Genomic DNA, 13,632 nt, shown 5'->3' with positions numbered 1-13,632 from the left:
CGCGGCCGCTCAGGCCATGCCGAGGTAGGCCTCCTTGACCGCGGGGTCGGCGAGCAGTTCGGTGCCGGTGCTGGTCCTGGTCACCAGGCCGGTCTCGAGGACGTACCCACGATGTGCGCGGCTCAACGCCTGGTGGGCATTCTGTTCGACCAGCAGGACGGTCGTGCCCTGGTTGTTGATCTCGGTGATGATCTGGAAGATCTGCTGGATGAACTGGGGGGCCAGCCCCATCGAGGGTTCGTCGAGAAGCAGCAGTCGAGGCCGCGCCATCAGCGCCCGGCCGATCGCGACCATCTGCTGCTCGCCTCCGGACAGAGTTCCTCCCACCTGGGAGGAGCGCTCGGCCAACCGCGGGAACAGCTCGAACACGCGCGCGAAGTCCTCGGCGATGCCCTGGCGGTCCTTACGGGTGTAGCACCCCATCTCGAGGTTCTCCCGGACCGTCATGCCGGGAAACACCCCTCGCCCTTCCGGCGCCTGGCAGATGCCTCGGACGACCCGCAGGTCCGCCCGGAGCCTGGAGATGTCGTCACCGTCGAAGCGGACGGTCCCGCGCGTGAGGGGGAGCAGGCCGGAGATTGCCTTCATCGTCGTCGTCTTGCCGGCGCCGTTGGCGCCGATCAAGGTGACGATCTCGCCCTCGTCCACCGTCAAGGAGACGTCGCGCAACGCCTCGATCCGGCCGTAGTGGACGGAGATCCCGTCGACCTCAAGCAGTGGCATCGTCGACAACCCCCAGATAGGCGGCGATGACGGCCGGGTCGTCCCTGACCTCGGCAGGGGTACCGTCGGCGATCTTCTTGCCGAACTCCAGCACCACGATCCGGTCGGTCACGCCCATCACGACCCGCATGTCGTGGTCGATCAACAGGACGGTGTAGCCGTCGTCGCGGATCCGGCGGATGAGGTCCATCAACTGGTCCTTCTCCGCCGGGTTGAAGCCGGCCGCCGGCTCGTCGAGGCAGAGCAGCTTCGGCTCGGTGGCGAGTGCCCGGGCGATCTCCAGCCGGCGCTGGTAGCCGTACGGCAGGTTCCGCGCCCGGTCAGCCGCCCGGTCTGCGATCCCCACGAACTCCAGGAGCGCCATGGCGCGTTCGACACCCTCCCGCTCCTCCCGCCAGTGCCGGGGGAACCTGCACAGCGCGCCCGACACGCTCGTGCGGTGCCGCGCGTCGGTGCCGACGACGACGTTCTCCAACGCCGTCATACCTTCGAAGAGCCGGATGTTCTGGAACGTCCTGGCGATGCCCCGCCGCGTTATCTGGTGCCGCTTGGTACGACCGAGTGGCCTTCCCTCCAGCTGGATCTCGCCCGAAGTCGGCCGGTAGACACCGGTCATGGCGTTGAAGCAGGAGGTCTTGCCGGCACCGTTGGGGCCGATGAGACCGAGAATCTCGCCACGCTTGATCGCGAACGACACCGAGTCGAGCGCCACCAGGCCACCGAACCGCAGGCTCACGTCCCGGAGCTCGAGCAGCGTCCCACCGACCTCGACGTCGATCTCCCGGTCGGGTGCGACGGCTTCGGCCACCTCGGCGAAGTGCTCGGCGCGTTCGGCCGCGGTCATCTCGCGGACCTCGACCGACAGCCCTTCGCCGGCGGGCGGCGTCGTCACCGGGTCCACCGCGGTGCGGTCGTCGCTGACGGACGCACTTTCCTCTGGCCGACCACTCATGCGTTCACCCCCTTGCCGGAGTCGGTGAGGGCGCTTTCGGTCCCGGCCTGCTCAGGACGGCCGACCAGCCGTACGTACGCCTGCCGGCCGCGGGCGAGCAGCCGCTGTCGCGCGCCCATGAGGCCCTGCGGGCGGAAGACCATGAGGACGATGAGGGCGATACCGAACATCAGGAAGCGGTACTCCGGTGCCAACTGGAGCCGGTCGGGCACATACGAGATCACGAGCGCACCCAGCAGGACTCCGACCTTGTTGCCCGATCCGCCGAGAACGACGGCCGCGACGAAGAGGATGGACGTCACCACGTCGAAGCGTTGGTTGTTGACGAACCCGATCTGTCCCGCGTACAGAACGCCGGAGAGCCCTCCGACCGCTGCGCCCATGACGAACGCCCACACCTTGAACTTGAACGTGGGCACGCCCATCAGTTCGGCGGCGTCCTCGTCCTCACGGATCGCGACCCAGGCACGACCGACCCGGCTGCGTTCGAGATTTCCGACCAGCAGGAGGATCACGATGATGAACGTCACCGTGAGCCAGTACCACGGCTTGCCGTCGGTCTGGGTGAAGATCGGCGACCCGTCGGCATAAGTGCCTGGAGGGCGTCCGACCTCCTGGAAGCCCCGGTTTCCCCGCAGCGGTTCGACGTTGTCGGCGAGGAGGCGCACCATCTCACCGAAGCCCAGGGTGACGATCGCGAGGTAGTCGCCACGTAACCGCAAGGTGGGAGTGCCGATGACGACGCCGGAGATCATCGTGATGATCATGGCCACCGGGACCACGACCATCCACGAGTATTCGGGGTTGGTGAGGAACGAGTCGGGGCTTGTCATGATCGCCGCGACGTACGCACCGATGGCGAAGAATCCGACGTAACCGAGATCCAGCAGCCCGGCCTGTCCGAGCACGATGTTGAGCCCGAGCGCGATCAGCCCGAAGCGAGCCGCGTTGAACAACGCGAGCTCGTAGTCGGTCCACGGTTCCGTCGTCAACGGGAAGACGTTGAGGACCGGAAGCAGATAGACCAGGACGAGGAGCGGGATGATCAGCACCCAGTGCTGGGCCCGGCTGAGCGAGTTCCACCGGTCCCGGACCCGCTGACCGAACGGCACGCGGTCGGTCGCGACCCACCGGCCGGTCATACCCGCGCCCTTCCGAGCGACTCACCGAGGATGCCGGTGGGCCGGACCATCAGGATGCCGATGAGCAGGACGAACGCCACGACGTCTCGCCACTCACCACCGAAGAACGACTGGCCGTAGTTTTCCACCACGCCGAGCAGGAGACCGCCGACGAGGGCTCCCCGGAGATTGCCGATGCCGCCGAGGACCGCGGCCGTGAACGCCTTGATTCCCAGGAGGAAGCCACCGTTGTACAACACACCCTGGGGAATCTGCATGATGTAGAAGAGCGCGGCAGCGCCGGCGAGAACCCCGCCGAGAATGAACGTCAGCATGATGACGCGCTCTTTGTTGACGCCCATCAACGCGGCGGTGTCGGGGTCCTGCGCGACGGCCCGGATGCCGCGCCCGAGCCGGGTGCGGTTGATGAACTGGTCGGCGAAGACCAACAGCGCGATAGCGGCCACGAAGACGATGATCTGGATCTGGGTGATCCGCGTGGTCCCGAACTCGAACACCGCCTCGGGAGCGAGCAACCGAATCGCCGGCTCCGGGTTGCCGCCCCGCCAGATGAGGAAGATCTGCTGGATGGCGAACGACGCGCCGATCGCGGTGATGAGGAACACGAGCCGGGGTGCGTTCCGCCGTCGTAATGGCCGATAGGCCACGCGCTCGAGCACCAGCGCGATCACGCCCGCACAGATCATCGCCACCAGCCCTGCCAAGGCGAGGTTGACGATCAGCGGCCCGAGCCCGCTGTCGATCGTCGGCCCCGGTTCGTACCCGAGGAACACGAATGTCGTGTACGCCGCGAAGGCGCCGACGATGAAGACCTCCGAGTGCGCGAAGTTGATCAGCTTCAGGACGCCGTAGACGAGCGTGTACCCGATGGCCACCAACGCGTAGATGCTGCCGTAGGCGAGACCGTCGATCGTGTTTGCCCAGAACCGGTCGATCAGCAGGTCGGTGTTGAAGTCGACCCAACCGCCGCTGGCCTGGACGAGGCCGGTCGCAAGGTGGAGTGTCACGCAGACGTCCGTCCGTTGTGGTCGAAGTCGGCGGCGACGTGGGTGGGGCGCGGAGCACCGAGGTCAACTCGGGCTTGCCGCGCCCCGTCCCGTCGCCGGACTTACTTGCTGAGGTCCTTCAGGTGGGCAATCTCGCCGTCCCTGACCTCGTACATCCAGATCGGCGTTTCGGTGAGCTCACCTGTTTCGTCCCACTTGAACTGCTTGGTCAGTCCCTGGCCTTCGTAGTTCTTCACGAAGTCGAGCACTGCCGCGCGGTCCTCGGCGCCCTGGTCCAGCGCCTGCAGAAGGATCGTGGTCGCGTCGTAGCCCTCGGGCGAGTAGGTCGAGGGATCCCTGTCCGACAGTGCCTTGAAGTTCTCGGAGAACTCCTCGAATCCCGCTGAGGGCAGGCACGGGCAGCTGAGGTAGACGCCCTCGGCGGCGTCACCGGCGTTCTTGACGAACTCGTCATCGCGAACACCGTCAGGCGCGACGACCGACCCCTCGAAACCGCCGTCCCGCAGCTGCTGGACGAACGGTGACGCCTCGGGGTAGTAGCCCGAGAAGAAGACCGCGTCCGGAGCAGCGGAGGTGATCTCGCCCACGACCGCGGAGAACTCCTTCTGGCCGGTCTTGATCTTCGGCTCGCAGGCGACCTTGCTGCCCAGCGCCTCGGTCGTCAGGTCCGCGAGCCCGATGCCGTACTCGGAGTCGTCACGGACGACACAGACCTTCTTGGCCTTGAGAGTGTCGGAGATGAACGTCGCAACGGCCGGAGCCTGCGACGCGTCGTTTCCGAGCCCTCGGTAGAACGTCTTCCAACCGTTCGTCGACAGCCCGGGGTTGGTCGCCGACGGGCTGACCGTCACCAGTCCGGCATCATTGAACGCCTTGCCGACGGCCTTCGACTCACCGGAGAACGGCAGACCGATCACACCAAGGATCGACGGGTCGTTGATGGCCTGGGTGACGACACCAGGGGCCTTGTCAGGACTGCCCTCCGAGTCGAACTCCTTCAACTTCACCTGGCAACCAGGGTTGGCCTCGTTGTGCTCCTTCACCGCAAGGCGTACGCCGTGCAGGATGTTGAGGCCAAGGGCCGCGCTGGCACCGGCGATCGTGCCGATGTAGGCGATCGACGTGCCCTTTGCACATTTGCCCTGCCCGTCGCCGGCGGGCAGGACAGCGCCCGTGGGGATCGGCGGGGCAGCGTCGGGCTTGACTGCGACCCGGCCCGGCGCGCTGTCGGACTCGGTGTCACTGTTGGACCCGCCTGTGTTCTGCGCGCACGAAGCGAGGCTCAGCGAAACCACCGCTGCCAACGCCACGGCCCGCACCAGTCGTGCTTTGTACACGAATACCTCCATAGCCACCCACACGTCATGGTGTCGCGACAGTCACGTCATGTGACAGGCGCCTGCCGACCGGTGCCGGAACCTACTGCGGACCGAGCCGGCACGACAAGTCCCGCCACAGGGGGGGACGCCGGTCTCAAAGGTGTTCCGCAGCGGGAATGGCCACCGCTGTCGAGGCTCCGAGGGAGGTGCCGTGGTCAGGAGCGGTGCCACGATCGCACCAGCGCCCAGGTCGGATGTCCGACCCACGATTCCTCCCGATGCCGCATGATTCGGCGCACGTCGCGCCGCCCCCGTACTTCACGGAGTGTGCAGAGACTAGCTGTACGGGGGCACTCGGGTGAACGGACCCGGGGACGCTCTTACCGTCTCGTAACTCTGGACGCCCCCATGTCGGGAAAATCACCCAGTCGGAGCCTCTGGATCGCCTGGCTCGCCACCGTCCGCAATCACGTTGTCACTTTCGTCCACCACAAGTTGAGCGACGCGGCGCATCGGGACGCGCTTGTCCATCGCCGTCTTCTGGATCCAGCGGAAGGCGTCGGGCTCGCTGAGATCGAACTTCTGCTGCAGCAGGGACTTCGCGCGCTCGACCAGTTTGCGGGTCTCGAGCCGCTCGGCGAGTCCGGCGACCTCATGTTCGAGTTGGACGCGCTCGGTGAACCTCGAGACGGCGATCTCGATGGCCGGGACGAGATCGGCCTTGGTGAACGGCTTGACGAGGTAGGCCATCGCCCCCGCGGCGCTTGCGCGGTTGACGAGATCGCGCTGGCTGAATGCCGTGAGGATGATCACCGGACAGATGCCCTCGTCGCCGATGCGTTCGGCCACGGTGATGCCGTCGAGCTTGGGCATCTTGACGTCGAGGATCGCGAGATCCGGCCGCAGCTCACGGACGAGCGCGAGGGCACTGTCGCCGTCGGCCGCCTGGCCGATCACGTCGTAGCCTTCTTCACCCAGCATCTCCGCGAGGTCGAGCCGGATGAGCGCCTCGTCCTCTGCGAGGACGACCCGGCGTGGTTGGCGCTCGGTCGGGTTGGTCACGGCGCAATCCTCCTGCCCAGAGCTGCACGATGCGAGCGCCGCCAGCGTACCCGGCGGATCCGGTCGGGCATTGTCGGCACCGTCCGATAAGCTTGTTTTGGGCCCCGGTACGCCAACCGGCAGAGCGAGCGGTCTCAAACACCGTCCAGTGTGGGTTCGAATCCCACCCGGGGCACCTCATTTCATTCTTCTGACCGTTCGGCGCTTCGGTCGAAGACTCATCTTGTCGGTGGTCCGTGCAATATTCAGCCCATGTATGACCGGCGTATTCGCGAAAGCGCACTCCTTCTTCTCGCCAAAGGCCTCAGCCTCAACGCGGCGAGCAAGGAGCTCGGCATAAGCCGGGCTGCGCTGACGCAGTGGAGTCGAGCCCCAGAAGTGGCGCTGGCAGCAGCCGAACACGGCTGCCCGCGATGTGCGAACCCACCCGATCTCCCAGATCGCCATGCATATGCGCATCTCCTTGGCCTTTACCTCGGCGACGGATACATCAGCCAGCTTCGCAAGGGTGTCTACTCGCTTCGGATCTTCTGCGACGACCACTACCCCGGCCTGCAGGCGGAGGCAGGCGCATCGATGCGGCACGTGCGCCCTCCGGGCAAGGTCTATCGCGTACCCGGCGCCGGATGTTCGGCCGTGATGGGCCTGTGGAAACACTGGCCGTGTTTGTTTCCGCAGCACGGGCCAGGCATGAAACACACTCGACCTATTGTGCTGGAATCCTGGCAGCGCGAAATCGTCGAAGAATACCCCGGCAGGTTTCTGCGTGGACTTTTCCATTCCGACGGCTGCCGCATCACCAACTGGACCGTACGCACGGTGAATGGAACCCCGAAGCGATATGAATATCCGCGTTACTTCTTCACCAATGCCTCCGCCGACATCCGTGCCCTCTGTACGTGGGCACTAGACCTGCTCGGGATCGCCTGGCGCCAGCCCAACCCGCGGCAGATCTCGGTGGCTCGGCGAGAGGCAGTCGCCGCCCTCGACACCCATGTCGGACCGAAGTCCTGACGTCGGCTGCTCCAGCCGGCCAGTCCGTAGGTACTGGAAACCCCCTGGCATGGAGCGATATCTTCTGCGATATTCCTGGCGAGGACGGGGCACCGGCTCCGGGCCGCTGAACACCAGAGTGCCCGCCCAACCGCAGAACACCGAGGAGGTCGTCGTGGCCGAGAGACTCACCGACGAGCCCACCGGGCCCAACTCCGACCCCGCCGGCTCCGCCCGCCCGCCGGGCACCGCTGAACCAGATACCCCCGAAGGTCCGGAGACTCTCCTCCTGAGAGCGCTCGGGAGCCTTCCCGAAGCGCAGCGCCACGATGTCCTGCGCTGGCTGTTCGAACGCATCCCGCAAGCCGCGCCGCCGCTCCGCGACCTCGGCGCCCAGGCACCCGGTCCGGAAGCGGAGATCGCCAGATCGCTCGCCGCGCGACACACGGCCCACCAGGGCCCCGGCGACACTGAGGCTGCCCGACAGGCGCTGCTGTTCGGAATGTCAGACCCGATGCGTGGTGACTACCAGATGGTGCCGGTACGCCTGCCGACGGCAGACCACGCACGGCTGCGGGCCTGGTCGCAGGAGCACGGGTTCGCCATGGCCACCATCATTCGCGGGTTGCTCGCCCGCTTCCTCGACGAGCAGCACCCAGGCTCGCCGGAGGCCGGGACGGCACCAGCGGGTTGAGACGACACGGGGTCACGACCCGACGCAGGACGGTGAGCTCACAGCCGGTATGCCGGTGCTGCCTCGGTCACCGCGTCGCCGATCCGGTGGACTCGCAGTGCGTTGGTGGACCCCGGGATGCCTGGCGGACTACCGGCGACGATCACCACGTTGTCGCCTCGGCGGCACCGGCCGACAGCGAGAAGTGAACGGTCGACCTGCTTCACCATCTCGTCGGTGTGCGCGACCGTGGGCGCGAGGAACGTCTCGACTCCCCAGGTCAGCGCGAGCTGGTGGCGGGTCTCCTCCTCCGGCGTGAACGCCAGAAGTGGCACCCGTGAGCGGTAGCGTGCCAGCCGCCGAGCGGTGTCACCGGACTGTGTGAAGGCGACGAGGAACTTCGCACCCAAACGCTCGGCCACCTCGGCGGCCGCCTTGGCGATCACCCCGCCCTTGGTACGAGGCTCCCACTGGATGCCTGCCACCCGTTCGAGACCGTGTTCCTCGGTGGTCTCGACGATCCGGGCCATCGTGCGTACGGCATCGATGGGATAGAGCCCGACACTGGTCTCCCCCGACAACATCACCGCGTCGGTCCCGTCGAGGACCGCGTTGGCGACATCGGAAGCCTCGGCCCTGGTCGGCCGGGGTGCGTTGACCATGGACTCGAGCATCTGGGTGGCGACGATCACCGGCTTGGCGTTGGTGCGGGCGAGTTCAACGATCCGCTTCTGCACCAGGGGGACATCCTCGAGCGGCATCTCGACGCCGAGATCGCCACGGGCCACCATGAACCCGTCGAACGCATCGATGATCTCGTCGAGGTTCTGGACCGCCTGGGGCTTCTCGATCTTCGCGATGACCGGAAGCCGCACCTTCTCCTCCGCCATCACGCGCCGGACGTCCTCGACGTCGCGGGCGTTCCGGACGAACGACAGGGCGATCATGTCCGCCCGCAGGTGCAGCGCCCAGCGCAGGTCGTCGAGGTCCTTCTCCGACAGGGCAGGGACCGAGAGCCCCACGCCCGGCAGGTTGAGCCCCTTGTGGTCCGACACCCGCCCACCCACGACCACCCGGGTCACGACATCGGTGTCGGTCACGGACTCCACCTCGAGCGCGAGCCTGCCGTCGTCGACGAGGATGCTGTCTCCTGCGTCGACGTCGCGCGGCAGCCCTTCGTAGGTCGTCCCGCAGCGGGTGACGTCACCCACGCATTCCTGCGTGGTGATCGTGAAGCGGTCACCGTAGACGAGGTTGACCGACCCGTCGGCGAACTTGCCGAGCCGGATCTTGGGTCCCTGCAGGTCGACGAGGATCCCGACCCCACGGCCGGACTCCTCGGCAGCCTCGCGGACCAACCGGTAGATGCGTTCGTGCTCGGCGTGGCTGCCGTGACTCAGGTTGAGTCGGGCAACGTCGAGCCCGGCGTCCACGAGTTCGCCGATCCGCTCAGGTGTGGAGGTAGCGGGACCGAGGGTGCAAACAATCTTTGCGCGGCGCACAAAGCCGACTCTATGCCTGCGTCAGAGCCGGCTTCGTCGCAGGGCCGCGTAACCCGCGAGTAGCAAGGCGGCCCACCCGAGGGCGTGCACGGTGATCACACCGGCCGATCCGAGGTCAGCGGCGCCTTCGATGCGCGACGCCGCGAAGAGTTGAGGGACGAGCCAGCGGGGGGTCTGCGACTGCCGCGACCCGAGGACGAGCACGAGGACGGGCACCGCGAGGACGATCATCACCGACCATCCCGCGCCGGCGATGACTGGCCGGCTCGCCAGGGCGCCGACGGCCAACCCACACGTCGCCGACAGGACATGGAGCCACCCCCCGAATGCGGCCCAAGCCGCCCATTCCGGCCAACCGCCGGAGATCTCGACCGCGCCGACGAGGAGGGGCGCCACGACACCGAGCACGACCACCGGCAGGACCATGACGAGGGCAGCAAGCAGGCCGGCAGCGAGCTCACGGCCCGGGGAGCCGACGCCGATCTTGGCCAGCAACCGCTGTTCGTCGGGCTCGGTGTCGAGCACGAGTTTGGTCTGCCAGCCGAAGACACCGAACAGCAGCGCGGCCGAGAACGCGTACGCCTGGTTGGGTGGCGCCACTCCCCCGGCGTGGGCGACCGAGACCAGCGCCAAGGCCGCGATCAGGGGTGGCCAGACCCGCTGGAGCCCGACGTAGGCACCGATGCGCATCCGTACAAGGGCGACGACCCGGGTCACGGCTCGCTCCGTACGTCCCGGTCCTCGGACACCGGACAGGTGTCGGACACCCGGCCCGCCTCGAGCGTCCAGTGCCTGGTCGGTCCCAGGTCGCCCGACCGGCCCCGGTGGTCTGTGACGACACAGAAACCACCAGCCGCGGTGACCTCCGCCACCAGCGCGGGGACCTCCTTCTGGCTGGTGGCGTCGAGGCCCTCCCACGGCTCGTCCATGACGAGGAGTCCGGGTCGCCTGAGCAAGGCCTGTGTCAATCCCACCTTGCGCCGGGTGCCCTGCGACACCGAGGCGAACGACGTGTCGAGGAACTCGGTGAGACGCAGCCTTCCGGCCAACTCGTCGATCCGTGCGCGTGCCTCGTCGGTGGTGAGGCCCTGGACCCTCGCCATGGCCTGGAGATAGCGCCGTACGGTGAAAGGTCGCCCGAGCGGAAGGCGCTCCGGCAGCCATCCGACCACAGCGGGACGGCCGGACAGCTCGCCGCGACCCACGGGCAGCAACCCCGCGATGACCCGCAGCAGCGTCGACTTGCCGGAGCCGTTGCGTCCCTCGATGACAACCGTCTCACCAGGGCCGAGCTCGACGTCGACACCGCGGAGTACCCATGGCGTACGCCGGGCGTACCGCGCGTGGACATCGACAAGCCGCACGGGAATCTTTCTACCAGGGCTTCCGGTGGGAAGGATCAGACCATGCCTCAGGTCTTCGACCGCGACCCGCGCCGGCGCCGCGACGCACGCGCCAAGGAGCTCGGCTCGCAACTCGCACTGCGACACGTCGCGGCGATCGCACTGACCTGGGTCGACAACGCCGGCATCACGCGCGTCAAGGCCGTACCCACCAGGAGACTCACCGACGCCGTCGCGTGGGGCGTCGGCATGTCCCCGGTGTTCGACGTCTTCACGGTCGGGGACTCCATCACGACCAGTACGCACATCGGCGGACCCGTCGGCGACCTTCGCCTCTTTCCGGACCTCGACCAGGTCACCGTTCTGGCGGCTCAGCCCGGCTGGGCATGGGCTCCGGTCGATCGCAGGACGCAGGAAGGTGAGACCTACCCCGCCTGCCAGCGTTCCTTCGCCCGCCGGATGGTCGGCGAGGCCGCCGGCCGTGGCTTGGACGTCCGCATGGCCTTCGAGGTCGAGTGGTTCGTCGGCCGGGACGCCGAGGATGGCGGCGACGAACGCGACCGTGCCGTGGAGCCGGCGTGCAAGGGCCCGGCTTATGGCATGACCCGGGTGATCGAGCTGTCGAACTATGCGCACGACCTGCTCGACGCGCTCGCCGCCGAGGACGTGCCCGTCGAACAGTTCCACCCGGAGTACGCACCAGGTCAACTGGAACTGTCGGTCTCCGCAGCGGATCCGGTCACCGCGGCCGACCGCCTCGTGCTCGTCCGGCAGACCATCCATGCGGTCTCCCAGACCTACGGCTGGCGCGCGTCGTTCGCGCCGGTCGTCGAGGCGGCGGGCGTGGGGAACGGGTCGCACCTGCACCTGTCGGCTTGGGCTGACGGCGCGAACCTGTTCGCAGGCGGCTCGGGACCCTATGGGCTGACCGGACGCGCAGAGTCGCTGGTGGCGGAGCTGCTCGACCGGCTGCCGGCTCTGTGCGCCATCGGCGCTCCCAGCGCTGCCAGCTACCTTCGCCTGGTCCCGCAACACTGGGCCGGGCCCTACCAGTGCTGGGGACGGGAGAACCGCGAGGCGGGGATCCGCCTGATCACCGGCACCACCGGCTCCGAGCACACCGCCGCCAACGTCGAGCTCAAGTGCATCGACGGCAGTGCCAACCCATATCTCGTCGTCGGCACGGTCCTCGCCGTGGCACTCGCCGGGATCGACCGCGGACGCCGGCTGCCATCCGAGATGCGGGTCGACCCCGCCACCGTGCCTCCCGCCGACCGTCCGCCCCGGCTCCCCCAGTCGGCGCTGGAAGCCATGTCCCATCTGGAAGCCGACGAGATCCTGGCCACCGCGCTGGGTGAGCCGTTGCTGCATGCGTTCCTCGCCGTCCACCGGGCCGAGATGGAGCTCTTCGCCGACGCGACACCGGCCGAGATCGTCGCCGCGACCCGATGGGCGTACTGAGCCCAGACCGTGGGAGTGGGCGCGAAGGGACGAGATGCGTGACCCAACGAAGTGAGGTGGCGCATCAGCACAGCACCTTGGTCCTGGTGCCGACGAAGGAGGTCCCGTGACCGGGCTCGACCAGCCACTCGTCGACGGGCACTGCCATGTCGTGGTCGACAGGCAACCGGATCGGCAGGCGTTCGAACTCTTCCTCACCGAGGCCACGCAGCCCGCCCCCACGGGCGTCTCGTACGCCGACTCGCAGTTGGGTCTCGCGCTCCGCCGATGGTGCGCCCCACCACTGGGCCTGCCGCCCGGCGCGCCGCTCGAGGAGTACCTCCTGCGGCGAACCGAACTGCCGGCGGCCGAGGTGCGGCGCCGGCTACTCGAAGCGGCCGGACTCTCACACCTGCTGGTCGACACCGGGCTAGGAGCCACGGGCTCCGTTTCCCTGCCACAGTTGGCATCTGCCGCACGTGCGGAGGTTCGTCCAGTCGTACGCCTCGAACGGGTCGCTGAGGACCTGGCGTCGTCAGGAGTGTCAGCTGAGGACTTCGCCGACGCCTACGCCGCCACGCTTGTCGACGCCACGCGAGACGCGGTCGCCGTGAAGTCGATCCTGGCCTACCGCCACGGATTCGCGGTTCCCGCGACCCGTCCGGGCATGGCCGAGGTTCGGGATGCCGCCCGTGGATGGCTCGCCAACAACGGAAGGCACAGAGCGGCCGAGGCGATCCGCCAATGGCGCCTTGACGATCCGGTCCTTCTGCGGTTCGTTCTCTGGTGCGGTCTTGATCGCGGCCTGCCGGTCCAGCTGCACACCGGCTTCGGGGACCGGGACCTGCGGCTCACCAGCGTGAACCCCGCCTTGCTGCAGGGCCTTTTCGAAGCCGCGGAGCCGACGGGGACACCGATCGTCCTGTTGCACTGCTATCCGTACCACCGTGAGGCCGGCTGGCTGGCCGCCGTACATCCCTACGTGTACGTCGATGTCGGGCTCACCGTGGCCCATGCCGGGATCCGTGCCGAAGCGATCCTTGGTGAGTTCTGCGAACTGGCACCGTTCGGGAAGCTGCTGTACTCGAGCGACGCGTACGGACTGCCGGAGCTCTATCTCGTGGGCGCCGCGCAGTTCCGGGAGGCGTTCGGGAGGCTCCTCGACAGCTGGCGGAGGCAGGGCGCCCTCACCCTCGCCGACGCAGATCGGATCGGCGCGATGGTGGGCGCCGACAACGCCCGCCGCCTCTACTCCCTCTGAGGGCTCAGCTTCCGTGCCCTGGGGCCGTTCCGGCCCGATCGAGAGGTCCTCCCCCGTGGCCACTTCTTCCCCTACGCTGACCCATGCGGATCATCGGCCTGCCCCGGACCGCCATCAAGACCCCAACCGGCGTACGCCTGCGCCGCAGGAGATGGCCTGAGCGAATGAGGGTCAACTAGAGGTAGTCCTGTGACGTGTCAGAGGTTTCTCGTCTT

Annotated in this window: 13 protein-coding genes and 1 tRNA gene; 5 read left to right on the top strand and 9 right to left on the bottom strand. The window is 67.6% G+C overall.

Annotation, left to right across the window (positions count from 1 at the left end; all coding sequences use genetic code 11):
* Nucleotides 1-9 precede the first annotated feature (9 nt).
* The 6 genes from ABNF93_RS12090 to ABNF93_RS12065 form a co-directional block, all read right to left on the bottom strand.
* A complete protein-coding gene (locus tag ABNF93_RS12090) occupies nucleotides 10-723 on the bottom strand; it encodes an ABC transporter ATP-binding protein (RefSeq protein WP_349328045.1) in 714 nt (237 codons plus the stop codon).
* Nucleotides 710-1,675: an ABC transporter ATP-binding protein gene (locus ABNF93_RS12085; protein WP_349328044.1), complete on the bottom strand. Its 966-nt coding sequence runs from the start codon at nucleotides 1,673-1,675 to the stop codon at nucleotides 710-712. Before ABNF93_RS12085 ends, ABNF93_RS12090 begins: the two co-directional genes overlap by 14 nt.
* Entirely contained in the window at nucleotides 1,672-2,817 is a 1,146-nt protein-coding gene (locus tag ABNF93_RS12080) for a branched-chain amino acid ABC transporter permease (RefSeq protein ID WP_349328043.1), read from the bottom strand. Before ABNF93_RS12080 ends, ABNF93_RS12085 begins: the two co-directional genes overlap by 4 nt.
* A complete protein-coding gene (locus ABNF93_RS12075) occupies nucleotides 2,814-3,824 on the bottom strand; it encodes a branched-chain amino acid ABC transporter permease (RefSeq protein WP_349328042.1) in 1,011 nt (336 codons plus the stop codon). The genes ABNF93_RS12080 and ABNF93_RS12075 overlap by 4 nt, the downstream gene beginning before the upstream one ends.
* Nucleotides 3,825-3,925: 101 nt before the next feature.
* Nucleotides 3,926-5,161, bottom strand: a complete 1,236-nt coding sequence (locus ABNF93_RS12070) for a branched-chain amino acid ABC transporter substrate-binding protein (RefSeq protein WP_349328041.1) — start codon at nucleotides 5,159-5,161, stop codon at nucleotides 3,926-3,928.
* Between the two features lie 402 nt (nucleotides 5,162-5,563).
* The gene (locus ABNF93_RS12065; protein WP_349328040.1) at nucleotides 5,564-6,205 is read right to left on the bottom strand and encodes an ANTAR domain-containing response regulator; all 642 of its coding nucleotides are present in this window, start codon (nucleotides 6,203-6,205) and stop codon (nucleotides 5,564-5,566) included.
* Nucleotides 6,206-6,306: 101 nt separating this feature from the next.
* On the opposite strand from ABNF93_RS12065, the gene ABNF93_RS12060 reads away from it, so the two are divergent.
* From ABNF93_RS12060 to ABNF93_RS12050, 3 genes are all read left to right on the top strand, one after another.
* Nucleotides 6,307-6,380 (top strand) — tRNA-Leu (locus ABNF93_RS12060).
* 77 nt (nucleotides 6,381-6,457) lie between these two features.
* A complete protein-coding gene (locus ABNF93_RS12055) occupies nucleotides 6,458-7,219 on the top strand; it encodes a transcriptional regulator (RefSeq protein WP_349328039.1) in 762 nt (253 codons plus the stop codon).
* A 154-nt stretch (nucleotides 7,220-7,373) separates the two neighbouring features.
* A complete protein-coding gene (locus ABNF93_RS12050) occupies nucleotides 7,374-7,892 on the top strand; it encodes a hypothetical protein (RefSeq protein ID WP_349328038.1) in 519 nt (172 codons plus the stop codon).
* 38 nt (nucleotides 7,893-7,930) lie between these two features.
* On the opposite strand, the gene pyk is transcribed toward ABNF93_RS12050, so the two are convergent.
* Genes pyk through ABNF93_RS12035 form a run of 3 tightly spaced genes read right to left on the bottom strand, consistent with a single transcriptional unit; the run spans nucleotide 7,931 to nucleotide 10,737 of the window.
* Nucleotides 7,931-9,373: a pyruvate kinase gene (pyk, locus tag ABNF93_RS12045; protein WP_349328037.1), complete on the bottom strand. Its 1,443-nt coding sequence runs from the start codon at nucleotides 9,371-9,373 to the stop codon at nucleotides 7,931-7,933.
* A gap of 21 nt (nucleotides 9,374-9,394) precedes the next feature.
* Nucleotides 9,395-10,090 (bottom strand): hypothetical protein, encoded by a 696-nt coding sequence (locus tag ABNF93_RS12040; RefSeq protein ID WP_349328036.1) that lies wholly within the window; start codon nucleotides 10,088-10,090, stop codon nucleotides 9,395-9,397.
* Nucleotides 10,087-10,737, bottom strand: a complete 651-nt coding sequence (locus ABNF93_RS12035; RefSeq protein ID WP_349328035.1) for an ABC transporter ATP-binding protein — start codon at nucleotides 10,735-10,737, stop codon at nucleotides 10,087-10,089. Before ABNF93_RS12035 ends, ABNF93_RS12040 begins: the two co-directional genes overlap by 4 nt.
* Before the next feature lie 42 nt (nucleotides 10,738-10,779).
* Here ABNF93_RS12035 and ABNF93_RS12030 point away from each other — a divergent pair, with 42 nt between their 5' ends.
* Nucleotides 10,780-12,177, top strand: coding sequence for a type I glutamate--ammonia ligase (locus tag ABNF93_RS12030; protein ID WP_349328034.1), 1,398 nt, complete (start codon nucleotides 10,780-10,782; stop codon nucleotides 12,175-12,177).
* A gap of 106 nt (nucleotides 12,178-12,283) precedes the next feature.
* Nucleotides 12,284-13,417 carry an amidohydrolase family protein gene (locus tag ABNF93_RS12025; protein WP_349328033.1) on the top strand — a complete coding sequence of 378 codons (1,134 nt, stop codon included), beginning with the start codon at nucleotides 12,284-12,286 and terminating at the stop codon, nucleotides 13,415-13,417.
* Nucleotides 13,418-13,632 lie beyond the last annotated feature (215 nt).

Source organism: Actinopolymorpha sp. B9G3, assembly GCF_040120725.1.
Classification (GTDB): domain Bacteria; phylum Actinomycetota; class Actinomycetes; order Propionibacteriales; family Actinopolymorphaceae; genus Thermasporomyces.
This window is presented reverse-complemented; position numbering and strand designations above follow the sequence as displayed.

Excerpts from the sequence above, each read along its gene's own strand:
- ABNF93_RS12090 (WP_349328045.1), bottom strand. The coding sequence starts at position 723 with ATGCCACTGCTTGAGGTCGACGGGATCTCCGTCCACTACGGCCGGATC.
- ABNF93_RS12030 (WP_349328034.1), top strand. The coding sequence starts at position 10,780 with ATGCCTCAGGTCTTCGACCGCGACCCGCGCCGGCGCCGCGACGCACGC.
- ABNF93_RS12080 (WP_349328043.1), bottom strand. The coding sequence starts at position 2,817 with ATGACCGGCCGGTGGGTCGCGACCGACCGCGTGCCGTTCGGTCAGCGG.
- ABNF93_RS12055 (WP_349328039.1), top strand. The coding sequence starts at position 6,458 with ATGTATGACCGGCGTATTCGCGAAAGCGCACTCCTTCTTCTCGCCAAA.
- ABNF93_RS12085 (WP_349328044.1), bottom strand. The coding sequence starts at position 1,675 with ATGAGTGGTCGGCCAGAGGAAAGTGCGTCCGTCAGCGACGACCGCACC.